The sequence below is a fragment of the Streptomyces pristinaespiralis genome (assembly GCF_001278075.1).
GTDB classification, from domain to species: domain Bacteria; phylum Actinomycetota; class Actinomycetes; order Streptomycetales; family Streptomycetaceae; genus Streptomyces; species Streptomyces pristinaespiralis.
This window is the reverse complement of sequence record NZ_CP011340.1, coordinates 2,384,285-2,409,058: the sequence shown is the minus strand read 5'-3', so window position 1 is coordinate 2,409,058 and position 24,774 is coordinate 2,384,285. Positions and strand designations below refer to the sequence as shown.

The following is a 24,774-nucleotide window of genomic DNA, read 5'->3' as shown; positions in this document are numbered from 1 at the left end:
TTCAGCCTGCCTCCCGCAACGTTGGCTGCATCCTTGCAGGTTGCACCTCGGGTCCGCCATCGTGAGCCGTCAAGAACGGCCATCGGCCGGGTGCGGCACGCCCGGTTGCTCGAATCCCAGTACGGCATGGCACTCCCAGGCCGCGGAGTTGTGCGAGAAAAGGCTTAGCGTCCCGCCGGCGGACTCCATCGTGAAGACGGTGGGGCGGTCGGCCGGATGGAGCGTAGGAAAGGCGGTGTCCACGCGTGGGGCCTCGGAAACGGGTTCGACCGGTCCGCGGAGGGTGCATGCGTCGAAGGGTGCATGCGCAGTCATCGTTCTGAGCACGCCGTCCTTTCCGGTCATGTAGACGAGCGCCTTTCCGTGTGGCTGCCGGGCGACGTGCGCTTCGCGTACGGGTTCCCCGCCGGCCACTTCGAACGCACCGAGTCGTCCTGCCCATGCGTATAGACCGTGGTCCTGGCCGACGAAGAGTGGGCGGGGCGCGAGCGGGTCGACCCGCCCGTACGCTCCGACCGCGCTCCTTGCGAGGACGTCGTCGCTGCCGTACTCGAGCGGACCCTGCAGTGCGGACGTGCCCTGCTGACCGCGCCAGCGCTGCAGCCGGCCTTCCCTCACACCGTCCACCACCCATACGTCCGGGCCTGCCATGGAAAGGGTGAAGCCCGAGGTGCTGCCGAAGCCCTCCGGCATCCGGTAGTACGTCATCGGGTGAGCCGGGCTGCTGACCCAGAGGCGAGGGAGGCGGGAGCCGGCCTGCCGGGCCGTTCCGTAGACGACGGGTGTGTACGGACTCCGCCCGGCTCCGTGGTACGTCACGGCGAGTCTGACGATCCCCTTCCCCAAGCCGTGCCGCACGGTACCTCCTATGCCCGCTGACGTCAGCGGTGCCCGCCAGAGGTCGCCCGAGACATCGGTCCAATGGGCGCAGACGGTCAGCCCCTGGACCGTGGCGACGATCGCGGTAGCCGTGGAAGGCCGCCCCGGCAGCTCCTGCAGAAACCATTGTCCGGTCCCGCGGGGATCCTGGGAGAGGTAGCGGACATGTCCCCATCCGGTCTCGTCCTCTGTGAGGACGAATGCCTCAGGAGCCCCGCCTTTGAACGGATTGCAGAAGCCGGCAACGGGGGCGGGGCCGCTTTGGTCAAGGCGTTCCCAATCCCGGTTCCGGTGACTTTCTGCGCCATAGGGAAAATCCATCGGGTCTCCTCGGCCGTGCCCGGAACGAGAGCCATCATGGGCGTGGCATGAAGCGGCTCACGAATTCCGGGCTGATGGTTCTTCCCTTCAAGTGGGTCGGGGAATCGGCGGCAAGTGTCTGAACTGCTCGGCCTTTGCCTCACCGGCCGGGAACCGGTGCGGCATCGGATCAGGCATACGCCAATGTATTGGTTCGAGGGATCATCGTAACTTCAGGCAAAAGCCAAGGCTTTCCGCGAGCGGACCGCATGATTCTTCTTCGATGCTGGGTGGTGTGACGGAGCCCTCATCGAGTGGAGGCTGTTCATGTACAACCAGCAGGCTGCTTTGTCGCAGCCGTCGGAAAAGATTTCCTTTTCTGCGGACTGCCGGCTTTGTCCGGCAAGGCTCTCGTGCGCCGCGAGAACCGTTCCACGGGGCACGCCTTCCGCCCGGTGGGACAGGGAGCGCCGCACCGCAAGTCCTTACGACAGGGAATGGATCACGACCGAACTGAAGGAATTCGCACAGCGCGCCGAAACGGGCGAGCAGCTTGCGGACCTGCAGGAGGAACTCCTGGCACGCCTCTGGCCGTGGGCGAAGCGGACAGCCGACCGCCTGGCGTCGGGCCTTCCGGCCGAAGCCGACCGTGATGCGGTGCGCAGCGAGGTCATGTGGGAGCTGTACCAGTCGATCCTCAGGATCGACTGGACCCGCTACGAGGTGTGGCCGGCTCTGCTGAGGGCGCGCATCCGGGGCGCGTTCACGGCAGCCGCACGGGCCGAGGACCCGCTCACGCGAGGTCAGCGCCGTGCGCGCAGGCAGTTCCTCGCGCTGGAGGAGGCGACCGTACAGGGCCTGGGGAGAATGCTCACTCCCGGCGAGAAGGCCGGCCTCGCCTCCCGAGTCAGCCCGAAGAACGGTGAACTGCTGGTTCTCCTCGGCTTCCAGCGACCGGCGAGCATCGATGACGTCGAACTGTCCTTGCCCGACCCCGCGCAGGACCCCGAAGGCGAAGCCATCCGCAGATGCTCCGTAGCAGCCTTCCGGAGCTGGCTCGAGAACGATCTCCCTCCTGACCTGGCCCGGTATCTCTCCGAGTCGCTTCGCCGGGATACCGGTTCCCTGCCGGCAGGCGTGCGCAGAAGGCTCACGCCGTACCTTCCGGCTCTCCGGCTTCGCCTTGCTGATCCCGTCGAACGCATGCCGTGCCCGGAGAGGAACCGGCACGCCGCTTAGCACTTCTCGGTCCAACCACGAAAGGACAAACGTATGAGCAGCATTGCTCGTGAGGCAGAGCGGTTCTGGCGCCGGCCACTGGCGTTGGCGATCACCCTGATCCTCGCCGTGACGGCCTGGAGTGCCACGGCATTCGCATCGGCACACGCACCCGCCGGTCAAACGGTGACACTGCTGGCAGAAAGCTCCCTGGCCCGACAGCCCCTCGGTGGCCTCGGCCAAGGCAACGGGGAAACCGGCAGCGGGGCGAGCAGCGAGGGGTGGCCGATGTTCCGTTTCGACTCGGCCCACACAGGCTTCAATCAGCACCTCACCGATCTGTACAAGTCGCAGGTGCCGCACCTGCAGTTGCGGCCCGGCTGGCCCTTCGTCACAGCTGACGCAGTCACCTCGTCCCCGGCGGTCGTCGATCGTGTCGCGTACGTCGGTTCCAACGACATGCACCTGCAGGCGATCGACGCGAACGGCAAGCTCCTCTGGCGCTTTCCGACCCGTGGTGACGTGGTGTCCTCGCCGGCCGTGGTGGGCGATCAGGTCTTCGTCACCTCCGCCGACGGCAGTCTTTACGCCGTCAGCACGGCGGGCAGGTCACTGTGGTCCAAGCCCTACGGTTTCGGCCGCTCGTCCCCGGCCGTGTCCGAGGACGGCAAGACCGTGTTCGCCGCGGCGGAAGGCGGAGACAAGCGTCTGTACGCCTTCGAAGCAGCCACCGGAAACCTCAAGTGGACCTACCCCAAGGCGGGAACCGGTAACGGCTATCGGTCCTCACCGGCCGTGAAGGACAACAGGGTCTACATCGGGGACGACCAGGGCGATGTGACCGCCCTCGACGCGGCCACCGGCGCCGAGGTCTGGACGCATCAGAGCCCCGGCGCGGGGAGCATCCTTTCTTCGCCTGCGGTGACCGACGAAGCGCTCTACATCGGCATCGGCGCCTCCTTGACCGCGCTCGACCTCACTACCGGACTTCCGCAGTGGCAGGTGCCGACCGGGGGACAGGTCACGGCCTCCCCGGCCGTCGACACGGCTCACGAACAGACCGATCGCGTCTACGTGAGCGCCAACGACGGGTTCCTCTACTCCGTCCGCGATCACGGCACCACGGTCCGGCAGACCCGCCTGGGCCCGCCGGGTACCTCCGGACTGGTGTCGTCCCCTGCCGTGGCCCACGACGTCGTCTATGTGGGAGCGGACAACCACGTCGCCGCTCACGACGCCACCGACCTGACCCTCCTGTGGACCGGCCTGCCCACGAACGGGCGCGTGACGTCGTCGCCGACCCTCGCTGAGGGGCAGATCTTCGTAGGTTCGGAGGACGGAGGGCTGTACGCCTACTACGTGCCCGACGCCGCGGTCACTCCAGCCACGCCGACAGCTGTGCCCGAATCCGCTCCGGCCGCCCCTGTGGCTCCTCCGGTGCCGTCACCCACGGCCATGCCTTCGCCCCGGCCGCCGACGGACGCCGTGCCGCCTTCGCCAGCGGCGAGTTCCCCGGCACCGCCCACGGCCAGTGATCCGCCCCGAAGTGGCCCCACGGCGCAGAACCCTGTCCCCACACCGGGCAAGTAGCCCCGGACCGCGACCACTCGGCCGCTTCAGCCGGGAACAAACAGCAGCGCCGGGCCGTGGCCCGGCGCTGCTGCTCCTTCGCTCCGGCTGCCCACTTGTCCAATGTGGAACAGCACGAGAGAGGCCGGATGCGATGAAGAATCAGAAGCAGACTCTCCACGGGCTCCTGCACACCCTGCTCGGTCTCGTACTGGTGATCCCCGTGGTCGTGGACGTCACCGGTCTGCACACCACGCTTCCGTGGGTGGCGGGAGCGCTTACCGTGTCAGCCGCCGTGTCCCGCGCCCTGGCAGTACCCGCAATCCGCGACGCGCTACCCGAATGGCTTCGCCCGGTCCATGAGGAGCCGTCCGGCGAACGCGGGACGAACGGCTCCCCGTGAGACGTCCCGACTCTGCCGGGAACGGTGCCCTTCGTCAGGGTACGTCCGACCGTACGATCGTGAACACCGCGCCCTCGGGATCGGAGACGGTCGCCGCCCTCCCGCGCGGACCCGGTCCCGGCGCCTCGATCACGTGCCCGCCCAGCTCCACCACCCGGTGCGCGGCCGCGTCGGTGTCCTCGACCTCGAAGTACGTCATCCAGTGCGGACCGCGGTCGCGCGGCAGGTCCTGGCCCATGCCCCGCACGGTGGCGACGGGACGCCCGTCGAGCCGCAGCGTGAGCCGGTCGGGAGCGGAGGCGTCCTCCTTGGCTTCGTGGCCGAAGACCGCCTGGTAGAACTTGCCGACCGAAGAACTGTCCCTGGTCCGCAGCTCGTTCCAGACGGGCGTCCCGTGCGTGCCGTACACGGCGGTGCCGGTGTGCTCCGCCGCCTGCCAGACGCCGAACACCGCGCCCGCCGGGTCGGAGGCGATCACCAGCCGTCCCGCGTCGGCGGCGTCGAGCGGCCCGACGCCGACCGTGCCGCCGCAGCTGCGGATCGTCTCCGCGGTCACGTCGGCGTCGTCGCTCGCCAGGTAAGCGGTCCAGGCGACCTGCAGATGGCGGTCGGCCGGCAGCCGGCCGATGCCGGCCACCTCCTTGCCGCCGATCAGCGCGCGGACGTAGGGCCCCAGCTGCGTGGGGCCGGGGGAGAACTCCCAGCCGAACAGCGCCGCGTAGAACTCCTGTGTCGCGTCAAGGCCGTGCACCATGAGGCTCACCCAGCAGGGCGTGCCCGGGGGGCGCCGAGTCGCCTCGGTCATCGTCACTCTCTCCTCGGACCATCGTGGTGGCCGTACGGGGGGACCTGGCGCGTCCACGGTCGTGGGGAGGCTCTGCGGAGACCGTTGCGCTCGAGCCGATGTTGTCATCACCAGGGGCCTGGTGCGCCCTGGCCGCGCCGGATATGGCGGGTTCCCGCCGGAGGTTGCCCGTTTTGGTGTGGCTCATCCCCTTCGGGGGCGTTCCGGTGCGCCAGGCCGTGCGCGAGGATGGCCGTATGAATCCGATCATCTCCGCGGCCGGTCTCGCGGACGAGCTCGCCGGCCCCACCCCGCCGGTCCTTCTCGACGTCCGCTACCGGCTGGGCGGGCCGCACGGTCGGCCCGACTACGAGGCCGGGCACATCCCGGGCGCCGTCTTCGTCGATCTTGACGCCGAACTGGCCGCACCGCCCGGAGCGGGCGGGCGTCATCCGCTGCCCGACGTCGCGGCGTTCGGCGCGGTGATGCGCCGGGCGGGTGTCGGTCCCGGCACGCCCGTCGTTGCCTACGACGCCGACAAGGGCTGGGGCGCGGCACGCGCCTGGTGGCTGCTGCGCTGGGCCGGGCACGACGACGTCCGGGTGCTGGACGGTGGCCTCGCGGCGTGGACCGGGCCGCTCGAGACGACGGTTCCCGTCCCGCGGGAGGGCACCTTCGAGCCGAAGCCGGGTGCGCTGCCCCTGCTCGACGCCGACGACGCGGCGGCGAAGGCCCGTGAGGGCCTGCTGCTCGACGCGCGTGCGGGGGAGCGCTACCGCGGTGAGGTGGAGCCCATCGACGCGGTCGCCGGGCACATCCCGGGCGCGGTCTCCGCGCCGACCACGGAGAACCTGGACGACCAGGGCCGTTTCCGGCCGGCCGAGTGGCTGGCGGCACGGTTCTTCGAGCTGGGGGCCGGTGAGGCAGCGGGGCCCGTCGGCGTCTACTGCGGGTCCGGCGTCTCGGCCGCCCAGCAGGTGCTGGCCCTGGAGATCGCCGGCTTCGATTCCGCTCTGTACGCGGGATCGTGGTCCGAGTGGTCGCGGAACCCGGACCGCCCGGTCGCCACGGGCCCGCAGCCGGGCTGATCGCACACGCCACAAGGGCCGGTACCCGTGGGGGCCGGCCCTTGCGGAACGTTTCCTACTCCTGCTTCTTGCGGCGGGTGCCGAAGACGATCTCGTCCCAGCTGGGCACGGCGGCGCGGCGGCCGGGACGGACACCGTCCGCCTCCGCCTGCCGGTCCGTGGTGCCCGTCAGCCGGTCCCGGTGACCCGCGACGGATCGCGGCATCAGCACGTCCGCGTACGCGGAACCGGCGCCGGCCGACGCGGCGGGCGCCACCGGCTCCTCCTCGGCCTCGCTCTCCTGGCCGGGCTCGACGGCGGGCGGCTCCGACGCCACGGGGCGCTCGGGCACGACCATGTCGCCGCGGAAGTTCGGCACGGCCTCCAACAGACTGGTCAGCGAGTCCCGCTCGTCCTTGTCGTCCGCGTCGGCGGAAGGCACGGCCGGGCGCTCGATCTGCCGGTCCAGGGCGCGGTCCAGCGGCCGGTCCCTGGGCAGGCGGGCGATGCGCGGGACGAACGGGAAGCTCGGCTCCTGCGCGATCGTGTCGTCGGTCTCACCGATCAGGGCGCGTGCCTCGTCGTCGACGGCCTGGACGAGCCGCCGCGGCGGGTCGTAGGTCCAGCTCGCCGAATGCGGTTCGCCCGCGACCCGGTAGACGAGCAGGACCTCCCAGGTGCCGTCGTCGCGGCGCCACGAGTCCCACTGGACGGTGTCCTTCTCGGCACCGCGCAGCAGCAGCCGCTCCTGCACGGCCTCGCCCAGCTGCGGACCGGTGTTCTCGCCGGGGCGGCGTACGGGGGTCTTGCGGGCCCGCTCCGCCATGAAGGCGCGCTCGGCGAGGACCGGGCCCTCGAAGCGGCGCACCCGGTCGACGGGGATGCCGGCGAGCTGGGCGACCTCCTCCGCGGAGGCACCGGCACGTATACGCGCCTGGATGTCGCGGGGGCGGAGATGGCTCTCCACCTCGATCTCGATCTGGCCGAGCCGGGCACGGTCGTTACGCACGGCGGCACGCAGGCGCTCGTCGATCGGAAGCGTGTATTCCGTGCTGTCCGCAGCCTTGAGCACCAGTCGTGTGCCGTCGTTGGAGACGGCCACGACACGCAGTTCGGGCATGGGGACCTCCCGGGTGGTGCCTGCCGACGTCACCTGCGTCGCTGCTTCCGCTAGTCGAGTCGAGTGTGGCCTGCCCGGGTGCAGCCTGCCACAACCTTGCCGAGTTGCCCGGCGTGTCGGGCGCGAGCCCTGGATCGCCGTTATGGCACGGTTATCTATTTGCCACTCAGCGTGATCGGTCGTCACTCTGAGCGATAGATCTCCGTGCTTCACCGCGGCGCCGCCGGATCGAGCGCCGTTTTCGGCCCCCAACCTGGGGATCCGGACACCACGAGGGAGGCCGGGCCCAGGGCTCGCCACAGTACTCCATTCGGGCCATCCGGGTGGACAGCCGCGCCGCCGAACTTCGGCCGAGGGGTGGTGGATCGGCGCTCGAACGCGGGGTGACCAGGGGTTGTGCTTCACGGAAACACCAGAAACGGAACTATTCTCTACGCTCAAAAGTCCTATCTCGGTGCACTACCGGCAGATGCTCAAGGGCGGCTGAAGACGAGTCAGAAGCCCGATTCCTGGACGGGGCGTCAGAAAGGCGACGAACGGCCCGGAGTGAGGGGGCGAACGGGCCGACTCAGTCGCCCAGTACCCGGCGCAGATACGGATTCTGGAAGACCCGGTCGGGGTCGAGATGGTCGCGCAGCGCGGTGAACTCGCCGAACCGGGGGTAGGCCTCGGCGAAGTAGCGCGCGTCCCGGGTATGGATCTTTCCCCAGTGCGGCCGTCCGCCGTGCGCCGTCATGATCGACTCCACGGCGGTGAAGTAGGAACGGTAGGGCGTGCCGCGGTACATGTGGACCGCGATGTACGCCGTCTCGCGGCCCGAGGCCGTCGAGAGCGTGATGTCGTCGGCGGGGGCCGTGCGCACCTCGACCGGGAACCCGATCCGCAGCGGCGAGCGGTCGATCATCGCCCTGAGCTCGCGCAGCGCCGTCACCGCGGCCTCCCTGGGCAGCGCGTACTCCATCTCCACGAACCGCACCCGGCGGGGCGATGTGAAGACCTTGTAGGGAATGTCCGTGTAGGTACGGGCCGACAGCGCACGGCTGGAGAGCCGGGCGATCGCCGGAACGGCCGCCGGCACCGCGCGCCCCAGCGAACAGGCCAGCTGGAAGGCGCCGTTGGACAGCAGCTCGTCCTCGATCCAGCCACCCACCCTGCCGGGGGGCGCCGCCGGGCCGGAGCTGCGGTTGTTGCGCTTGGTGTTGCAGTTCCCGGTGTGCGGGAACCAGTAGAACTCGAAGTGCTCGTTCTCCGCGTGCAGGGCGTCGAAGTCCGCCAGGACCCGGTCGAAGGCCATCGGTTCCTCGCGGGCGGTCAGCAGGAAGACCGGCTCCACCGCGAAGGTGATCGCGGAGACGACCCCGAGCGCCCCCAGGCCGATCCGGGCCGCCGCGAAGACCTCGGGATTCTCCTTCTCCGAGCACGTCAGGACGGATCCGTCGGCCGTCACCAGCTCAAGGCCCTTGATCTGCGCGGCGATCGATGCGGAGTCACGGCCGGTGCCGTGCGTGCCGGTCGACGTCGCGCCGGCGACGGTCTGCTCCATGATGTCGCCCATGTTCGTGAGCGACAGCCCCTCACGGGCGAGGGCGGTGTTCAACCGCTTGAGCGGGGTACCCGATTCGACGGTGACGGTCATCTCCGAGCGGTCGATCCGGCGGATCCCCGTCATCAGGTCCGGCCGTATCAGCAGCCCGTCGGTGGCCGCGATGGCCGTGAACGAATGGCCCGTGCCGACCGTCTTGATCCGCAGGCCGTCCGCGACCGCCGAGCGGACCGCGTCGGCGAGCTCCTGCACGGACGCGGGACGTGCCTGTCTCGCGGGGCGCGAGACAACGGTCCCCGCCCAGTTACGCCACGGGCTGCTCCCGCTGCTCCGGGTCCTGATCACGCTGCTCACGCTGCCCCTCCCGCATCGGCACCGGCCTGCGCAGCCGGCGGTACCCCAGGAACGCCACCACGGCCGCGAACACTCCTGCGACGCCGGGCACCGCGTACCCCGCAGCGGCGCCCTGCGCGTCGACCACCCAGCCGGCGGCCGAGGAACCCAGTGCGACGCCGACCGCGAGCCCGGTACCGGTCCAGGACATGCCCTCGGTCAGCTTGCTGCGCGGTACGTGCGCCTCGACGAGGGCCATGGTCGTCACCATCGTCGGCGCGATGGCAAGGCCCGCGACAAAGAGCGCCACGGCCAGGAGCGGCAGGCTCCCGGCCAGTTGGAGGGGGATCATACTCACGGCCATGGCGCAGACGCCCAGCACCCACCTGCGGGCGGGCTCACCCTTCAGGTGCAACAGGCCGAAGACGGCGCCCGCGAGGCAGGAGCCGAGGGCGTAGACCGCGAGCACCCAGCTCGCGGCGGCCTTGTGGCCCGTCTCCTCCGCGAACGCCACCGTGACCACGTCCACCGCGCCGAAGATCACCCCGGTGGCGACGAACGCGGCGACGAGGACCTGGAGACCGGGGGAGCGCAGCGCGCTGCCGCCGGTGTAGTGCGACGCCGGGTGCGGCTTCGGCTCCGTGGCCCGCTGGGCCGTCAGCCACCAGACACCGACCAGCAGGAACCCGGCGGCGAGCAGCGGACCGGCCTCAGGGAACCACAGGGTGGACAGCCCGATGGAGATGATCGGGCCGAAGATGAAGCACACCTCGTCGATGATCGACTCGACCGAGTAGGCGGTGTGCAGCTCCCGCGGCGAGCCCTCCAGGAGCGCCGCCCAGCGCGCCCGGGTCATCGCGCCGACGCTCGGCGCACAGCCCGCGAGGGCCGTGAAGGCGAACAGCGTCCAGTCCGGCGCTCCCTGCTGCGCGCAGACCAGCAGTCCGGTGACGGCGGCGAGCGTGACGAGCGTGGCCGGACGCAACACCCTGCGCTGGCCGTGTCGGTCGACCAGACGGGAGACCTGTGGACCGAGCACGGCCGCCGACAGCGCGAGCGTCGCGGTGAGGGTGCCGGCCAGGCCGTAGCGGCCGGTGAGCTCGGAGACCATGGTCATGATCCCGATGCCCAGCATGGACAGCGGCATCCGGCCGAGGAGGCCGGCAGCGGAGAACCCCAAAGAGCCGGGGGTGGCGAAAATCGCGCGGTACGGACTGGGCAAGAGGGACTCCGGTAAGGCGTAAGGGCAGCCTTCACAGATTACGCGCCCGACCTCCGACGGCGCACCGCGGTTTTTCCGCCGTCACAGGCGGGTGGCAGGATCGACCCCATGTCCGATCTGCGTGACCCAGCGCCTTACGACGCCCTTCTGCTGCTCTCGTTCGGCGGCCCAGAAGGCCCGGACGACGTGGTCCCGTTCCTGGAGAACGTGACCCGCGGCCGAGGCATCCCGAAGGAACGACTGAAGGAAGTGGGGCAGCACTACTTCCTCTTCGGCGGCGTCAGCCCCATCAACGACCAGAACCGGGCGCTGCTCGAAGCCCTGCGCAAGGACTTCGCCGAGCACGGCCTGGACCTGCCGGTCCACTGGGGCAACCGCAACTGGGCGCCGTACCTCACCGACACCCTGCGCGAGATGACCGAAGCGGGACACCGGCGCATCGCCGTCCTCGCCACCAGCGCCTACGCCTCGTACTCCGGCTGCCGCCAGTACCGGGAGAACCTCGCGGACGCTCTGGCGACGCTGGAGGCGGAAGGGCGGCAACTGCCGCGCGTGGACAAGCTGCGGCACTACTTCAACCACCCCGGTTTCGTACGGCCCATGATCGACGGCGTTCTCGCCTCTCTCGCCGACCTGCCGGAAGAGGTCCGCGCCGGTGCGCACCTCGCCTTCACCACGCACTCGATCCCGACCTCCGCGGCCGACTCCTCCGGCCCCGACACCGACCACGGGGACGGCGGCGCCTACGTCCGCCAGCACCTCGACGTGGCCCGGACCGTCGCGGACGCCGTCGCCCGCGAGACCGGCGTCGAGCACCCCTGGGAGCTCGTCTACCAGTCCCGCAGCGGCGCCCCGCACATCCCCTGGCTGGAACCGGACATCTGCGACCACCTGGAGAGCCTGCACGCCTCCGGTGCGCCGGCCGTCGTCATGGTCCCGATCGGCTTCGTCTCCGACCACATGGAGGTCCTCTACGACCTCGACACGGAGGCCACCGCGAAGGCCGCGGAGCTGGGCCTGCCGGTGCGCCGCTCCGCGACCGTGGGCGCCGACCCCCGGTTCGCCGGCGCGGTGCGCGACCTCCTGCTGGAGCGGGCCGCCAGTGAGCGCGGCATCCCGGCGGAACGCTGCGCGCTCGGAGCGCTCGGCCCGAGCCACGACCTCTGCCCTGTCGGGTGCTGTCCGGCCCGCGCGCCCAGGCCCGCGGCGGCCGGCGCCGACAGCCCGTACGCGTGAAGGAGACCTCTGTGACCGACCCGCTCACCTCCGAACTGCTGTCCCTCGCCCTGGAGGCCGCCCGGAGGGCCGGCGCACTGCTGCGGGACGGCCGCCCGGACGACCTGGGCGTCGCCAGGACGAAGTCCAGCCCCATCGACGTCGTGACCGAGATGGACATCGCGGCGGAGAAGCTGATCACCGGCTACCTCTCCGAGCACCGTCCGGACGACGGTTTCCTCGGCGAGGAGGGCGCGGCCACGGTGGGCACCAGCGGGGTGCGCTGGGTCATCGACCCGCTCGACGGCACCGTCAACTACCTGTACGGGCTGCCCACGTGGGCCGTCTCGATCGCCGCGGAAGTCGACGGCGGGACCGTGGTCGGGGTCGTCGAGGCGCCGATGCGGCGCGAGACCTTCCACGCGGTGCGGGGCGGCGGCGCGTTCCTGAACGACCGGCCCGTACGGTGCCGGCCGGCGCCCCCGCTGGACCAGGCCCTGGTCTCGACCGGCTTCAACTACGTCCACACCGTCCGCACGCACCAGGCGGACGTCGCCCAGCGGCTGATCCCGCGGCTGCGCGACATCCGGCGCAGCGGATCGGCGGCGATCGACCTGGCGGACGTGGCGGCGGGCCGCCTGGACGGCTACTACGAGCGCGGGCTCAGCCCGTGGGACCTCGCCGCGGGCGACCTGATCGCCCGCGAGGGCGGCGCGCTGACCGGGGGCCGTCCCGGGGACGGGCCGTCGGGCGACCTCACGGTGGCGGCGGTGCCGGGCGTGTTCGAGCCGCTGCAGGCGTTGCTGGAGGAAATGGGGGCGTGGCACGACTGAGCGCGCGGAGAGCGCCTGTGGCGGGTCGCTTCCGGGCGCTCCGACCCCGGACCCCCGCGCCTCGCACGCCGGCGGGGGCGGACGTGCCTTCATGACAGAGGCCCGGCCCCGCTGGTGCGGGGCCGGGCCTCTGCGCCGTGCGGGTCGGGATCAGGCGGCGGTGAGATTCACCCCGTGCTCGGCGGCGAGGCGGTGGAGATCGTCCAGCTCCGCCTGCTCGACGTCGGCGAGGAAGTCGTCACCCGTCTCCCGGGCGACCGTCAGGTCGTCCTCGGCGGCCTTTATGCGCTGCAGCAGTCCGGCAGTGAAAGCGTCCATGAATGCGCCCCCTCGTCGTAGGTCGGTGGCACGGGGGTGTGCCGACGGTGGGTTGATCAACCCTGGAACAGGTCGTGGTGCGCCACACACAGGGCGTGATCGGGATGTGCAGTCGTCCTCCCCAGCCCTTCCCGGGTGGAAACCTCAACTCTCCCGGAAATCCTCCTTATTCCGCAGTGCCGTTGTCGTGCCTGTTCGCCTTACAGCCGGTTTACGCGCGTAACGGGCAGGATGGAGCCGCACAGTCAGTGCGCAGACCTGCCCTGTCACGGTGACGGGGCTCCCGAGGAGAGGACAGCGACGTGCGCGTACTCGTCGTCGAGGACGAGCAGCTGCTCGCCGATGCGGTGGCCACCGGCCTGCGCCGGGAGGCCATGGCGGTCGACGTCGTGTACGACGGCGCCGCCGCCCTGGAGCGCATCGGGGTCAACGACTACGACGTGGTGGTGCTCGACCGCGACCTTCCCCTGGTCCACGGGGACGACGTCTGCCGCAGGATCGTCGAGCTGGGCATGCCGACCCGGGTGCTGATGCTGACGGCGTCGGGGGACGTGAGCGACCGCGTGGAGGGCCTGGAGCTCGGCGCCGACGACTATCTGCCCAAGCCGTTCGCGTTCACCGAGCTCACCGCGCGTGTGCGCGCCCTCGGCAGGCGTACGACGGTGCCGCTGCCGCCGGTGCTGGAGCGTGCCGGCATCAAGCTCGATCCGAACCGCCGAGAGGTCTTCAGGGACGGCAGGGAGATCCAGCTGGCCCCCAAGGAGTTCGCGGTGCTGGAGGTGCTGATGCGCAGCGAGGGCGCGGTCGTCTCCGCGGAGCAGCTGTTGGAGAAGGCCTGGGACGAGAACACGGACCCGTTCACCAACGTGGTGCGGGTGACCGTGATGACCCTGCGCCGCAAGCTCGGCGAGCCGCCCGTGATCGTCACGGTGCCCGGTTCCGGTTACCGGATCTGATCGCGTGGCCACCGTTCCCGCGCCCCCGGAAGCGCCTCCGAAACCCACCTGGGACCCCAGGGAGCCCGTCCGTCCCTGGCTGCGTCCCACCATCCGGATACGACTCACGCTGCTGTACGGCGGGATGTTCCTGATCGCGGGCATCCTGCTGCTGTCGATCATCTACCTCTTCACGGCGCAGGCGCTGCACGTCGGCGTCGCGGATCTGCCCTTCAAGATCGTCGAAGGCAAGGTCCAGCCCACGACGGACTGGTGCACCCTCCCCGAGGAGGGCTCCGGCGAGCAGTTCAACCAGGCCGTCTCCGCCTGCCTCCAGCACCAGCGGGAGCTGGCCCTGGACGACCTGCTGCGCCGCTCGCTGTTCGCCCTGCTCGGCCTGAGCATCATCGCGTTCGCCTTCGGTTACGCGATGGCCGGCCGGGTGCTGTCGCCGCTGGGCCGGATCACCCGCACCGCGCGCCAGGTCGCCGGTTCCGACCTGTCCCGCCGGATCGAGCTCGACGGCCCCGACGACGAGCTCAAGGAGCTCGCCGACACCTTCGACGAGATGCTGGACCGCCTGGAGCGGGCCTTCACCGCGCAGCAGCGCTTCGTGGCGAACGCCTCGCACGAACTGCGCACGCCGCTGGCGATCAACCGCACGCTGCTCGAGGTGCACCTCTCCGATCCGGGAGCCCCCGTGGAGCTCCAGCAGCTGGGCAAGACGCTGCTGGCCACCAACGAGCGCAGCGAGCAGCTGGTGGAGGGCCTGCTGCTGCTCGCCCGCAGCGACAACCAGATCGTCGAGCGCAAGCCGGTGGACCTGGCGGAGGTGGCGTCGCGCGCCATGGACCAGGTCCGCTCCGAGGCGGACGAGAAGGGCGTGGAGGTGCGCGGGGAGCGCCGGGCCGCGGTCGTCCAGGGCAACGGCGTGCTGCTGGAGCGGATCGCGCTGAACCTCGTGCAGAACGCCGTCAGGTACAACGTGCCCGGGGGCTGGATCGAGGTGATCACGGAGGTCGAGCACGGCCAGGCGGTCCTGCTGGTCACCAACACCGGACCGGTGGTTCCCGCCTACGAGATCGACAACCTCTTCGAGCCGTTCAGGCGCCTCCGCCAGGAGCGCACGGGCAGCGACAAGGGGGTCGGACTGGGGCTTTCCATCGCGCGTTCGGTGGCCCGCGCCCACGGAGGCCGTATCTCCGCCGTGCCGCGCGAGGGAGGCGGGCTCGTGATGCGTGTCACTCTTCCGGTCTGAGTTTCCCGTCCGATGTTCGCTTTAAGCGGAATTTTCGGAAACGGCATCCGACGAATCCATGTGCGATCAATCACAGGGGACGAATCGGATCCGTCTACGCTGCGTGATCGATGATCGTGCGGAAAGCCGGTAAAAGCCCGGGTTTCCGGGGGGTGACATCACGGGAAGTACACGGGGTGGCGCCCGTGAAGCACGCCTGCGGACCGTGTACGGTCCCCATCGCCATCCAACCCGATCACTCTCGAGCGGTCCGGTTGGGTGTCGATTGAGTAACAGACCTTGATGTGAGGCAAAATCTCCGCCTCAGGTCGGGCACAAGTCCGGCCTCTCACGCGTTACGTGCGCTGAGACACCGCAACCACCCAGAGGGGGAGAGCGACATGGCAACGGACTACGACACCCCACGCAAGACCGACGACGACGTCGATTCCGACAGCCTTGAGGAACTGAAGGCCCGGCGGAACGACAAGTCCACCTCGACCGTCGACGTCGACGAGTTCGAGGCCGCAGAGGGCATGGAGCTCCCCGGGGCCGACCTGTCCAACGAGGAGCTCGCCGTAAGGGTCCTGCCGAAGCAGGCCGACGAGTTCACCTGCATGAGCTGCTTCCTCGTGCATCACCGCAGCCAGCTGGCGCGCGAGAAGAACGGCCAGCCCATCTGCCGCGACTGCGACTGAGGCACGGCCGCCAGTGGCAGGCGAGACACCGTCCGGGAAGCGGCGCTTCCGGCGTCATGGACGACCGGAGGCGCACCAGGGCGGTACGGGCCCCTCACCGGACGCTGCGGCGTCCGCGGAGGACTCGTCCGCATCGCCGCCTCACGGCGCGACCGAGGGTGTGGAGCGAGGCCTGCCGGCCCCGCTCGCGACAACCGGCCAGGCAGGGTCCCCGACCAGGGCCCGACGCCTGGCCACGGTCACCAAAGGCGTCGTCAAGGGCGGCGTGAGCGCCAGGGCGGACCTTGTCCGGCGGGGGCAGGGAGCGCGCACGAGGCTCGTGAGGAGCAAGGAGAGCGCCAAGGCGGCGCTCGGGCACATCGCCGATGTGCTGATCGACAACGCGCCGCGCATTCCGGTGCGTGACCTGGAGAAGCTGCGCAGGCAGTTTCCCGGCCTCTCCCCCGAGCAGCTTGCCGACAAGCTGGTCGCGGGAGCGGCCAACGCCAGTTCCACGGTGGGCGCCGGTATCGGCGCCGCCGCGATGATGCCCGTGCCGCCGGCGATGCCGACGGAGCTCGCGGCGGAGATCGTCGGCGTCGCCGCCATCGAGCTGAAGCTCATCGCGGAGCTTCACGAGGTCTACGGGGTGCGGGCGCCCGGCGGCCTCAAGGACCGCAGCACCGCGTACCTGAACGCCTGGTCCCAGGAGCGCGGGATCCAGGTCACCAAGCCCTCGACGTACGACGCTTCGATGGGCGGTCAGCTCAAGCGTCAACTGCGCCAGCAGATCATGAAGCGCATGGTCCGCAATCTGCCGAACCTGATGCCGTTCATGGTCGGCGCGGCCGTCGGCGCCGTGATGAACCGCCGTGACACCAGGAAGCTCGCCGACCGCGTCCGTGCCGACCTGCGGGGCAGGCAGGTCCCGTGGGACGCGCTCCCCGCGCTGCCGCCCCTGGAGCAGCCCAAGAACCCTCTTAGGGCCCCGGAGCTGCCCCAAGGACCCGAGGGCGCCTGACCGGGTCCTATGCCGCGCGGACGGCCGTCAGAGCGGCGGCCAGCGCCTGCGGGTCCCTCGTCGACAGATAGACGTACGGCGTCGGGTCCTCCGGATCCGTGATCTCGATCCGCACGGCGGTCGGGACGTAGCTGCGCAGCAGCATGAAGGCCCGCGGATCGGCCTTGTGCAGCCGCCAGGCCCGGGCCTCCTCCGCGTCCAGCACCTCGGCCTCCCCGAGCGCGGAGACCGGGATCCGCGCGTCACCGGCGACGAGAGAGCCGGCCACCACCCGGATACGGGCCGAGCCGTAGGAGCTGACCAGCGCCGACGCCAGCGCACCCGCGGCGATCACCCCGCCCAGCATCGGCAGGGTCCCCAGCGGCAGCAGGATCAGACCGCCGGAAAGGGCGACGAGGGCGGTGACGGCCCACCAGGATCGGGGCGCGGTCAGACGTTCTGCGTACTGCGGGGCGGAAGGCTGCATGAATCCAAGCTTGGCACGGTGCGACCGGCGGGTAGCCGCGCGGGTAAGGTCTGCGCCTGTGAACAACGCGAACTCCCGGGGGGCGACCCCGGTACCCCCGGCCGGTTCCTCGGCCCTGACCCCGCCGGCCGACGCCACGGCACCGGTACGGCACCCCGATGCGCCCGCCCCGGGTGAACTCCTCGGCGCGCACTACGGGCACTGCTTCGGGTGCGGCGGGGAGCAGCCCCACGGCCTGCACCTCGAGGCACGGGCACAGGAAGGCGTCCGCGTCACCGCCGAGTTCACCGTCAAGGCCGCGCACCAGGGCGCCCCCGGTCTCGCGCACGGGGGCGTGCTCGCCTCCGCGCTCGACGAGACGCTCGGTTCGCTGAACTGGCTGCTGCGGGTCATCGCGGTCACCGGCAAGCTCGAGACCGACTTCGTGCGTCCCGTGCCGGTGGACACCGTGCTGCACCTCGACGCCGAGGTCACCGCCGTCGCCGGCCGCAAGATCTACTCGACCGCCACCGGACGCATCGGCGGCCCCGACGGACCGGTCGCCGTGCGCGCGTCCGCCCTGTTCATCGAGGTCAAGGTCGACCACTTCATCGAGAACGGCCGCCCCGCCGAGATCGAGGCCGCGATGGCCGACCCCGACCAGGTCCGGCGCGCACGCGCCTTCGAGGTGAACCCCTGATGCGTGATCCCGTCGACGTGCTCATCCGCCGTGTGCACCCCGAGGTGCCGCTGCCCGCGTACGGGCACCCCGGTGACGCCGGTGCCGATCTGGTGACGTGCGAGGCCGCCGAACTCGCCCCCGGGGAGCGTGCCGTGCTGCCCACGGGAGTGTCGATCGCCCTGCCCGACGGGTACGCGGCGTTCGTTCACCCCCGGTCCGGGCTCGCGGCCCGCTGCGGAGTCGCCCTCGTGAATGCCCCAGGGACGATTGATGCCGGGTACCGTGGGGAAATCAAGGTGATCGTGGTCAATCTCGATCCACGCGAGAGCGTGCGGTTCGAACGGTTCGACCGGATCGCCCAACTGGTCGTCCAGCAGGTCGAGAAGGTGCGCTTCCACGAGGTGGCGGAGCTTCCCGGCTCTGCGCGGGCCGAGGGGGGCTTCGGGTCCACCGGCGGTCATGCCGCCGTGGACGGCTCTACGGGTGGGAATCGATACGCTTCGGTCGTATCCGACCGGGAAGGACAGTGACGTGTTCGGACGTCGCAAGAAGAGTGGTTCCGCCGGGGACGCGGCGGACGCAGCGGACGGCACCGAGCGAGTCGCCGACGAGTCCGCCGAGCTCGGCACGGAAGCCGGGGACAGCGGGAACCGCCGGGTGAACCTCCCGCCGGCGCCCCGGCCCGACGGCCCCTGGGACGTCTCGGAGGTCTCCAGGCCCGGCGAGGGCCGGGTCGACCTGGGCGGCCTGTTCGTGCCCGGGGTCGAGGGCATGGAACTGCGGGTCGAGGTCGCCGGCGACGCCATCGTCGCGGCCACGGTCGTGCTGCGCGACAGCGCCGTACAGCTCCAGGCCTTCGCGGCGCCCAAGAAGGAGGGCATCTGGGGCGAGGTCCGCGAGGAGATCGCCTCCGGTATCACCCAGCAGGGCGGCATCATCGACGAGGTCGAGGGCCCGCTCGGCTGGGAGCTGCGCGCCCAGGTGCCCGTACAGCTCCCGGACGGCACCGGCGGTGTGCAGATGGTGCGCTTCGTGGGCGTCGACGGCCCCCGCTGGTTCCTGCGCGGAGTGATCTCCGGGCAGGGCGCGGTGCAGCCGCAGGCGGCCGGCCTGCTCGAGCAGATCTTCAGGGACACCGTCGTGGTGCGCGGCGAAGGACCGATGGCGCCCCGCGACCCGATCGTCCTCAAGCTGCCGGAAGACGCGCAGATGGTGCCCGAGGGCGTCCAGCAGGAGGAGCAGGAAGGCTCCCGGTTCTCCGGGGGCATGGGCCAGCTCCAGCGCGGCCCCGAGATCACCGAGGTGCGCTGACCGCGGTCGGCGACCTCGTACGACAGCGTGTGGCCCGTGGGCCCGCACCCTCGGGTGCGGGCCCACGGACCGTTCCGCACGACTCGGCCACGGGTTCCTCCGGGACCGTTGCCCGTGCGCATGGCCCCTGCACATACTGTGCCGGACACGATCCGGCACGGGGGGCATCCAGATGACCGAGAGCAGCAGCGCACAGTCCGGCACGGCCGTCGTCGACGACGCCTCGCGGCCCATGGTGCGGATCGAGAACCTGCACCGCTCGTACGGCACCGGAGCCGCGGCCGTCCACGCGCTGCGCGGTGTCTCCTTCGAGATCCCGCGGGGCGAACTCGTCGCCCTCAAAGGCCGGTCGGGATCCGGCAAGACCACGCTGCTCAACCTGGTCGGCGGTCTCGACACCCCGGACGAGGGGCGGATCACCGTCGACGGCACCGACCTGTCCGAACTCGGCGAGAACGGCCTGCTGGAGCTGCGGCGCGACCGGATCGGCTTCATCTTCCAGTCCTTCGGCCTGATCCCGATCCTGAGCGCGGCGGAGAACGTCGGTGTGCCGATGCGGCTGCGCAAGGCGGACCCGCGCGAGCGGGAGGAGCGCGTGGCGCTGCTGCTCGCCCTGGTGGGCCTCGCCGACCATGCCGCCCAGCGCCCGGGCGAGCTGTCGGGCGGGCAGCAGCAGCGCGTCGCCATCGCCCGTGCGCTCGCCAACCGGCCCAAGCTGCTCATCGCGGACGAGCCGACCGGGCAGCTCGACGCGGAGACGGGACTGGCCGTGATGGAACTGCTGCGGGCGGTCGTGCGCAGCGAGAACGTGACGGCCCTCGTCGCCACGCACGACCCTCAGCTGCTCGGCCTCGCCGACCGCGTACTGGAGCTGGCCGACGGCGAGATCGTCGAAGCCTGACCCGCGCCCGTCAGGGATCGCCTTCGTCACAGTCGGCCGGCCGGTGCGGCCGCACCCCGGCGCCGGCGAGAGCCACAAAGCCCCGGGACGTCACGGGAGTGCGGCCGCGCCACCGCATCAGAATCGCGTCAACAGGCACCCCGTGGTCCCGGACCGTCCGGTTCGCCCCTTTCTTTCGACGTAAGGTCGACGCTGCGCAACGCAGTGTTCGAAAGACAATGAGGCCATGGGACGCGGCAAGCTACGGATCTACCTCGGCGCGGCACCGGGCGTCGGCAAGACGTACGCGATGCTGTCCGAGGCGCACCGCCGTGCGGAACGCGGTACCGACTGTGTGGTGGCGCTGGTCGAGACGCACGAGCGCCCCCGCACCGCGCGCCTGCTGGACGGCCTCGAGCAGATCGAGCGCCGGGAGATCACCCACCGGGGCGCCGTCCTCACCGAGATGGACATCGACGCCGTACTCGAACGCCGCCCCGCGGTCGCCCTCGTCGACGAACTCGCCCACACCAACGTCCCCGGCTCGCGCAACAGCAAGCGCTGGCAGGACGTGGAGGAACTCCTCGCGGCCGGGACGGACGTCATATCGACCGTCAACATCCAGCATCTGGAGTCGCTCGGCGACGTCGTCGAGACGATCACCGGGGTACGGCAGCTGGAGACCGTCCCCGACGAGGTGGTCCGCAGGGCGGACCAGATCGAACTCGTCGACATGGCGCCCCAGGCCCTGCGCCGCCGGATGGCCCACGGCAACATCTACCAGCCCGACAAGGTCGACGCGGCCCTGTCGAACTACTTCCGCCCCGGCAACCTCACCGCGCTGCGCGAGCTGGCCCTGCTGTGGCTCGCCGACCGGGTCGACGAGTACCTCCAGCAGTACCGCGGCGAGCACAACATCCGCTCCACCTGGCAGGCCCGCGAGCGCATCGTCGTCGGCCTCACCGGCGGGCCCGAAGGCGGCACCCTCATCCGGCGCGCGGCCCGGCTCGCGGAGAAGGGCGCGGGCGGTGAGGTCCTCGCCGTCTACATCGCCCGCAGCGACGGACTGACGTCCGCCTCGCCCAAGGAACTCGCGGTGCAGCGCACGCTCGTCGAAGACGTGGGCGGTACCTTCCACCACGTCATCGGTGACGACGTGCCCTCCGCGCTGCTCGAGTTCGCGCGCGGCGTCAACGCCACCCAGATCGTGCTCGGCTCCAGCCGCCGCAAGGCGTGGCAGTACCTGTTCGGGCCGGGCGTCGGCGCCACCGTCGCCCGCGACTCCGGCCCCGACCTCGACGTCCACATCGTCACCCACGACGAGGCGGGCAAGGGCCGGGGCCTGCCGGGCGCCCGCGGGACCCGGCTCGGCCGCTCCCGGATCGCCGGCGGCTGGCTGGTCGGTGTGGCCGGCCCGGCCCTGCTCACCGCGCTGCTCACCAGCCTCGAGAACGGGCCGGGTCTCGCCAACAACGTCCTGCTCTTCCTCTTCCTGACCGTGATCGCGGCACTCCTCGGCGGGCTGCTGCCGGCGCTGGCCTCCGCCGCCGTGGGATCGCTGGTGCTGAACTACTTCTTCACCTCGCCGACCCACACCCTCGACATCGCGGAGCCGCGCAACCTCGTCGCCATAGTGATCTTCTTCGCGGTGGGCGTGGCGGTGGCCTCCGTGGTGGACCTCGCCGCGCGCCGCACCCACCAGGCGGCCCGGCTGAAGGCCGAGTCGGAGATCCTCTCGTTCCTCGCCGGCAGTGTCCTGCGCGGCCAGACCGCCCTGGACGCCCTGCTGGAGCGGGTACGCGAGACCTTCGCCATGGAGTCCGTCGCCCTGCTCGAGCGCGAGAGCGACGTCGACCCGTGGACCTGCACGGCGAGCGTCGGCCCCCGGCCCGCGACACGGCCCGACGACGCGGACGTGGACATGCCGGTCGGCGACCGGATGGCCATGGCGCTCTCCGGCCGGGTGCTGCCCGCGGAGGACCGGCGTGTGCTGGCGGCCTTCGCCACGCAGGCGGCCGTCGTCGTGGACCGGCAGCGGCTGGTGGGGGAGGCCGAGCAGGCGAGGGAGCTCGCCGAGGGCAACCGGATACGCACGGCGCTGCTCGCCGCCGTCAGCCACGACCTGCGTACCCCGCTCGCCGGCATCAAGGCGGCGGTCACCTCGCTGAGGTCCGACGACGTCGCCTGGTCCGAGGAGGACGAGGCCGAGCTGCTGGCCGGCATCGAGGAGGGCGCCGACCGCCTCGACCACCTGGTGGGCAACCTGCTCGACATGTCCCGGCTGCAGACCGGGACCGTCACCCCGCTCATCCGCGAGACGTCACTCGACGAGGTGATCCCCCTGGCGCTCGTCGGCGTCCCGGCGGAGAGCGTGGAGCTGGACATCCCCGAGTCGCTGCCGATGGTGGCGGTGGACCGCGGGCTGCTCGAGCGGGCCGTGGCCAACATCGTCGAGAACGCCGTCAAGTACAGCCCCGACGCCGTCTGCGTCACGGTCGCCGCCAGCTCCCTGGGGCAGCGGGTCGAGCTACGGATCGTGGACCGCGGCGCGGGCGTGCCCGACGAGGCGAAGGAGCGGATATTCGAACCGTTCCAGCGCTACGGCGACGCCCCGCGCGGCGCGGGCGTCGGCCTCGGACTCGCCGTCGCCCGCGGATTCATGGAGGCGATGGGCGGCACGCTGACCGCGGAGGACACACCCGGCGGCGGAATGACCATGGTCCTCACCCTCACCGCCGTCCCCGGACACGGCACGACCCCGGCCGGCCTCACGGCGGAGGCCACGTCATGACCGCCCGTCCGACCCCGGCGACCAGCGGTGACAGCAGCGGCCCACACGGGCGGAAAGGCGGGCAGCACATGACCAGGGTGCTCGTGGTCGACGACGAGCCGCAGATAGTACGCGCGCTCGTGATCAACCTGAAGGCACGCAAGTACGAGGTGGACGCGGCCTCCGACGGCGCCGGCGCCCTCGAACTGGCCGCGGCACGCCACCCCGACGTCGTCGTCCTCGACCTCGGTCTGCCCGACATGGACGGCGTCGAAGTGATCAAGGGCCTGCGCGGCTGGACACGCGTCCCGATCCTCGTCCTTTCCGCACGTCACTCCTCCGACGAGAAGGTCGAGGCGCTCGACGCCGGCGCCGACGACTACGTCACCAAGCCCTTCGGCATGGACGAACTCCTCGCCCGGCTGCGCGCCGCCGTCCGCAGGGCGGAGCCCGTCGGCGGCGAGGACGACGTGACCACCGTCGAGACCGAGGGCTTCACCGTCGACCTGGCGGCGAAGAAGGTGCACAGGGACGGCCGTGACGTACGCCTCACACCCACCGAGTGGCACCTCCTCGAGGTCCTGGTGCGCAACACCGGGCGCCTCGTGAGCCAGAAGCAGCTGCTCCAGGAGGTCTGGGGCCCCTCGTACGGCACCGAGACGAACTATCTGCGTGTCTACATGGCCCAGCTGCGCCGCAAGCTGGAGGCCGATCCGTCGCATCCCCGGCACTTCGTCACCGAGCCCGGAATGGGATACCGCTTCGAACGTTGATCCGGCCCTGGTGCGGGCCGGTAGGCTTTCTGCATGAGTGCTGTACCCCGTTCCGCCAAGGCGGCGAAGGACGAGACGGCGGCCAGGCCGGCCGGCCGCTTCCGGCGCATGCTCGGCCGGCTCTCCAGCTCCCAGCAGGACCTCGAGTCCGAGGAGCTCCAGGAGGACGCACAGGCATCGGGGTGTACCCGCATCTGCGACTGCGGCGACCGTCAGATCGTCAGGGTCGCTGGTACGTTGCGCACGGTCACCCTGCGTCCGGTGGCCGGCGTGCCCGCGCTGGAGGCGGAGCTCTTCGACGGCACGGCCCCGCTGGACGTGGTCTGGCTCGGCCGGCGATCCATCGTCGGCATAGAGCCGGGCCGCAGACTGATCGCCTCCGGCCGGGTCTCCATGAGCCAGGGCCGCCGGGTGCTGTTCAATCCCAAATACGAACTCCGACCACTCGGACAGGAGTAGCCGGTGGCGTCTGTCGACAAGCCGACCCCTACGACCCACGACCAGCAGGACACCGACGCGGATGTGAAGACCGTGACGGAGGCCGCGCTGTTCGAGGCCTTCGGCGGCGTGCGCGGCATGGTGGAGACGGTCCTGCCGGGCCTGCTCTTCGTCTCGATCTACACGATCAACAAGGATCTGCACCTCTCGGCGATCGCGGCCCTCGCCGTCGCCCTGGTGCTCGTCGCCGTCCGGCTGGTCCGCAAGGACACCGTCAAGCACGCCTTCAGCGGCGTCTTCGGCGTGGCCTTCGGTGTCGTGTTCGCGATGATGACCGGCAACGCGAAGGACTTCTACCTGCCGGGCATGCTCTACACGCTCGGCCTGGCACTGGCCTACATCGTGACCACGCTGGCCGGCGTGCCGCTGATCGGCCTGATGCTCGGGCCGGTCTTCAAGGAGAACCTCTCCTGGCGCACCCGCAACCCCGGCCGTAAGAAGGCGTACGCCAAGGCCAGCTGGGCGTGGGGTCTGATCCTCCTCGCCAAGTGCGCGATCCTCTTCCCGCTGTACTGGTGGGCCGACACGACACAGCTCGGCTGGGTCCTGGTCGCGCTGAAGATCCCGCCGTTCCTCCTGGCGGTCTACCTCACCTGGGTCTTCCTGGCGAAGGCCCCGCCGCCGATCGACGTCTTCGCCGAGATGGAGGCGGAGGAACGGGCCGAGGAGGCCCGCAAGCAGGCGGCGGAGCGCGAGGCGTAGACCGCCCGCCGCCCGCGCGGCCACGCCGTGAACGCGCCC

Annotated in this window: 25 protein-coding genes; 18 read left to right on the top strand and 7 right to left on the bottom strand. The window is 70.8% G+C overall.

All coding sequences use genetic code 11. The features are described 5' to 3' along the window. Positions 1 to 69: 69 nt before the first annotated feature. Complete coding sequence (locus SPRI_RS10030) at positions 70 to 858, bottom strand: hypothetical protein (protein WP_037773587.1); 789 nt, start codon at positions 856 to 858, stop codon at positions 70 to 72. A gap of 648 nt (positions 859 to 1,506) precedes the next feature. Here SPRI_RS10030 and SPRI_RS10025 point away from each other — a divergent pair. The 3 genes from SPRI_RS10025 to SPRI_RS10015 all read left to right on the top strand — a co-directional run bounded on the left by SPRI_RS10025 (position 1,507) and on the right by SPRI_RS10015 (position 4,369). Further along, positions 1,507 to 2,418 carry a hypothetical protein gene (locus SPRI_RS10025; protein WP_005310982.1) on the top strand — a complete coding sequence of 304 codons (912 nt, stop codon included), beginning with the start codon at positions 1,507 to 1,509 and terminating at the stop codon, positions 2,416 to 2,418. Between the two features lie 33 nt (positions 2,419 to 2,451). After that, positions 2,452 to 3,987 carry an outer membrane protein assembly factor BamB family protein gene (locus SPRI_RS10020; RefSeq protein ID WP_078535234.1) on the top strand — a complete coding sequence of 512 codons (1,536 nt, stop codon included), beginning with the start codon at positions 2,452 to 2,454 and terminating at the stop codon, positions 3,985 to 3,987. Between the two features lie 133 nt (positions 3,988 to 4,120). Next, positions 4,121 to 4,369 carry a hypothetical protein gene (locus tag SPRI_RS10015; RefSeq protein WP_005310977.1) on the top strand — a complete coding sequence of 83 codons (249 nt, stop codon included), beginning with the start codon at positions 4,121 to 4,123 and terminating at the stop codon, positions 4,367 to 4,369. Between the two features lie 34 nt (positions 4,370 to 4,403). On the opposite strand, the gene SPRI_RS10010 is transcribed toward SPRI_RS10015, so the two are convergent. Beyond that, the gene (locus tag SPRI_RS10010) at positions 4,404 to 5,174 is read right to left on the bottom strand and encodes a VOC family protein (RefSeq protein ID WP_037773585.1); all 771 of its coding nucleotides are present in this window, start codon (positions 5,172 to 5,174) and stop codon (positions 4,404 to 4,406) included. 236 nt (positions 5,175 to 5,410) lie between these two features. Here SPRI_RS10010 and SPRI_RS10005 point away from each other — a divergent pair, with 236 nt between their 5' ends. Beyond that, on the top strand, positions 5,411 to 6,241 hold the full coding sequence (locus SPRI_RS10005) for a sulfurtransferase (protein ID WP_037773583.1): 831 nt from the start codon (positions 5,411 to 5,413) through the stop codon (positions 6,239 to 6,241). Positions 6,242 to 6,296: 55 nt separating this feature from the next. Here the strand turns inward: SPRI_RS10005 and sepH are convergent, their stop codons facing one another. The 3 genes from sepH to SPRI_RS09990 form a co-directional block, all read right to left on the bottom strand. Continuing rightward, positions 6,297 to 7,340, bottom strand: a complete 1,044-nt coding sequence (sepH, locus tag SPRI_RS10000) for a septation protein SepH (protein WP_037773581.1) — start codon at positions 7,338 to 7,340, stop codon at positions 6,297 to 6,299. Between the two features lie 568 nt (positions 7,341 to 7,908). After that, positions 7,909 to 9,237: a D-arabinono-1,4-lactone oxidase gene (locus tag SPRI_RS09995; RefSeq protein WP_005310970.1), complete on the bottom strand. Its 1,329-nt coding sequence runs from the start codon at positions 9,235 to 9,237 to the stop codon at positions 7,909 to 7,911. After that, positions 9,188 to 10,438 carry an MFS transporter gene (locus SPRI_RS09990; RefSeq protein WP_005310968.1) on the bottom strand — a complete coding sequence of 417 codons (1,251 nt, stop codon included), beginning with the start codon at positions 10,436 to 10,438 and terminating at the stop codon, positions 9,188 to 9,190. Before SPRI_RS09990 ends, SPRI_RS09995 begins: the two co-directional genes overlap by 50 nt. 108 nt (positions 10,439 to 10,546) lie before the next feature. Between SPRI_RS09990 and SPRI_RS09985 the strand changes: the two genes are divergently transcribed. Continuing rightward, positions 10,547 to 11,674, top strand: coding sequence for a ferrochelatase (locus SPRI_RS09985; protein ID WP_053556868.1), 1,128 nt, complete (start codon positions 10,547 to 10,549; stop codon positions 11,672 to 11,674). Positions 11,675 to 11,685: 11 nt separating this feature from the next. After that, positions 11,686 to 12,486, top strand: a complete 801-nt coding sequence (locus SPRI_RS09980) for an inositol monophosphatase family protein (protein ID WP_053557720.1) — start codon at positions 11,686 to 11,688, stop codon at positions 12,484 to 12,486. A gap of 150 nt (positions 12,487 to 12,636) precedes the next feature. On the opposite strand, the gene SPRI_RS38810 is transcribed toward SPRI_RS09980, so the two are convergent. After that, positions 12,637 to 12,804: a hypothetical protein gene (locus tag SPRI_RS38810; RefSeq protein ID WP_182327823.1), complete on the bottom strand. Its 168-nt coding sequence runs from the start codon at positions 12,802 to 12,804 to the stop codon at positions 12,637 to 12,639. Positions 12,805 to 13,106: 302 nt separating this feature from the next. On the opposite strand from SPRI_RS38810, the gene SPRI_RS09975 reads away from it, so the two are divergent. The 4 genes from SPRI_RS09975 (at position 13,107) to SPRI_RS09960 (ending at position 16,674) form a co-directional block, all read left to right on the top strand. Next, positions 13,107 to 13,760 (top strand): response regulator transcription factor, encoded by a 654-nt coding sequence (locus SPRI_RS09975; protein WP_005310963.1) that lies wholly within the window; start codon positions 13,107 to 13,109, stop codon positions 13,758 to 13,760. Between the two features lie 4 nt (positions 13,761 to 13,764). Then, positions 13,765 to 14,997: a sensor histidine kinase gene (locus SPRI_RS09970; RefSeq protein ID WP_005310961.1), complete on the top strand. Its 1,233-nt coding sequence runs from the start codon at positions 13,765 to 13,767 to the stop codon at positions 14,995 to 14,997. A 380-nt stretch (positions 14,998 to 15,377) separates the two neighbouring features. After that, positions 15,378 to 15,674: a DUF4193 domain-containing protein gene (locus SPRI_RS09965; RefSeq protein WP_005310959.1), complete on the top strand. Its 297-nt coding sequence runs from the start codon at positions 15,378 to 15,380 to the stop codon at positions 15,672 to 15,674. Positions 15,675 to 15,687: 13 nt separating this feature from the next. After that, positions 15,688 to 16,674, top strand: coding sequence for a hypothetical protein (locus SPRI_RS09960; RefSeq protein ID WP_005310957.1), 987 nt, complete (start codon positions 15,688 to 15,690; stop codon positions 16,672 to 16,674). Between the two features lie 7 nt (positions 16,675 to 16,681). Here SPRI_RS09960 and SPRI_RS09955 read toward each other — a convergent pair whose 3' ends face one another. Beyond that, positions 16,682 to 17,140, bottom strand: a complete 459-nt coding sequence (locus SPRI_RS09955; RefSeq protein ID WP_005310955.1) for a DUF3093 domain-containing protein — start codon at positions 17,138 to 17,140, stop codon at positions 16,682 to 16,684. A 58-nt stretch (positions 17,141 to 17,198) separates the two neighbouring features. On the opposite strand from SPRI_RS09955, the gene SPRI_RS09950 reads away from it, so the two are divergent. The 8 genes from SPRI_RS09950 to SPRI_RS09915 all read left to right on the top strand — a co-directional run bounded on the left by SPRI_RS09950 (position 17,199) and on the right by SPRI_RS09915 (position 24,735). Continuing rightward, positions 17,199 to 17,819, top strand: coding sequence for a PaaI family thioesterase (locus SPRI_RS09950; RefSeq protein ID WP_005310953.1), 621 nt, complete (start codon positions 17,199 to 17,201; stop codon positions 17,817 to 17,819). Then, a complete protein-coding gene (dut, locus tag SPRI_RS09945; protein WP_037773579.1) occupies positions 17,819 to 18,331 on the top strand; it encodes a dUTP diphosphatase in 513 nt (170 codons plus the stop codon). The genes SPRI_RS09950 and dut overlap by 1 nt, the downstream gene beginning before the upstream one ends. A gap of 1 nt (position 18,332) precedes the next feature. Beyond that, a complete protein-coding gene (locus SPRI_RS09940; protein ID WP_005310948.1) occupies positions 18,333 to 19,112 on the top strand; it encodes a DUF3710 domain-containing protein in 780 nt (259 codons plus the stop codon). A 172-nt stretch (positions 19,113 to 19,284) separates the two neighbouring features. Further along, positions 19,285 to 20,013, top strand: coding sequence for an ABC transporter ATP-binding protein (locus SPRI_RS09935; protein ID WP_005310946.1), 729 nt, complete (start codon positions 19,285 to 19,287; stop codon positions 20,011 to 20,013). Positions 20,014 to 20,239: 226 nt separating this feature from the next. Continuing rightward, the gene (locus SPRI_RS09930) at positions 20,240 to 22,783 is read left to right on the top strand and encodes a sensor histidine kinase (RefSeq protein ID WP_005310944.1); all 2,544 of its coding nucleotides are present in this window, start codon (positions 20,240 to 20,242) and stop codon (positions 22,781 to 22,783) included. A gap of 68 nt (positions 22,784 to 22,851) precedes the next feature. After that, positions 22,852 to 23,535, top strand: a complete 684-nt coding sequence (locus SPRI_RS09925) for a response regulator (protein ID WP_005310942.1) — start codon at positions 22,852 to 22,854, stop codon at positions 23,533 to 23,535. Positions 23,536 to 23,568: 33 nt separating this feature from the next. Continuing rightward, the gene (locus SPRI_RS09920) at positions 23,569 to 23,994 is read left to right on the top strand and encodes an OB-fold nucleic acid binding domain-containing protein (RefSeq protein ID WP_005310940.1); all 426 of its coding nucleotides are present in this window, start codon (positions 23,569 to 23,571) and stop codon (positions 23,992 to 23,994) included. 3 nt (positions 23,995 to 23,997) lie between these two features. Next, entirely contained in the window at positions 23,998 to 24,735 is a 738-nt protein-coding gene (locus tag SPRI_RS09915; protein WP_005310938.1) for a DUF3159 domain-containing protein, read from the top strand. The last annotated feature ends 39 nt before the right edge of the window (positions 24,736 to 24,774 follow it).

Bases quoted from the DNA above. Each gene is read 5' to 3' on its own strand.
- SPRI_RS10025 (WP_005310982.1), top strand. From the start codon at position 1,507: ATGTACAACCAGCAGGCTGCTTTGTCGCAGCCGTCGGAAAAGATTTCC.
- SPRI_RS10020 (WP_078535234.1), top strand. From the start codon at position 2,452: ATGAGCAGCATTGCTCGTGAGGCAGAGCGGTTCTGGCGCCGGCCACTG.
- SPRI_RS10015 (WP_005310977.1), top strand. From the start codon at position 4,121: ATGAAGAATCAGAAGCAGACTCTCCACGGGCTCCTGCACACCCTGCTC.
- SPRI_RS10010 (WP_037773585.1), bottom strand. From the start codon at position 5,174: ATGACCGAGGCGACTCGGCGCCCCCCGGGCACGCCCTGCTGGGTGAGC.
- SPRI_RS10005 (WP_037773583.1), top strand. From the start codon at position 5,411: ATGAATCCGATCATCTCCGCGGCCGGTCTCGCGGACGAGCTCGCCGGC.
- sepH (WP_037773581.1), bottom strand. From the start codon at position 7,340: ATGCCCGAACTGCGTGTCGTGGCCGTCTCCAACGACGGCACACGACTG.
- SPRI_RS09985 (WP_053556868.1), top strand. From the start codon at position 10,547: ATGTCCGATCTGCGTGACCCAGCGCCTTACGACGCCCTTCTGCTGCTC.
- SPRI_RS38810 (WP_182327823.1), bottom strand. From the start codon at position 12,804: ATGGACGCTTTCACTGCCGGACTGCTGCAGCGCATAAAGGCCGCCGAG.
- SPRI_RS09965 (WP_005310959.1), top strand. From the start codon at position 15,378: ATGGCAACGGACTACGACACCCCACGCAAGACCGACGACGACGTCGAT.
- SPRI_RS09955 (WP_005310955.1), bottom strand. From the start codon at position 17,140: ATGCAGCCTTCCGCCCCGCAGTACGCAGAACGTCTGACCGCGCCCCGA.
- dut (WP_037773579.1), top strand. From the start codon at position 17,819: ATGCGTGATCCCGTCGACGTGCTCATCCGCCGTGTGCACCCCGAGGTG.
- SPRI_RS09935 (WP_005310946.1), top strand. From the start codon at position 19,285: ATGACCGAGAGCAGCAGCGCACAGTCCGGCACGGCCGTCGTCGACGAC.
- SPRI_RS09930 (WP_005310944.1), top strand. From the start codon at position 20,240: ATGGGACGCGGCAAGCTACGGATCTACCTCGGCGCGGCACCGGGCGTC.
- SPRI_RS09925 (WP_005310942.1), top strand. From the start codon at position 22,852: ATGACCAGGGTGCTCGTGGTCGACGACGAGCCGCAGATAGTACGCGCG.
- SPRI_RS09920 (WP_005310940.1), top strand. From the start codon at position 23,569: ATGAGTGCTGTACCCCGTTCCGCCAAGGCGGCGAAGGACGAGACGGCG.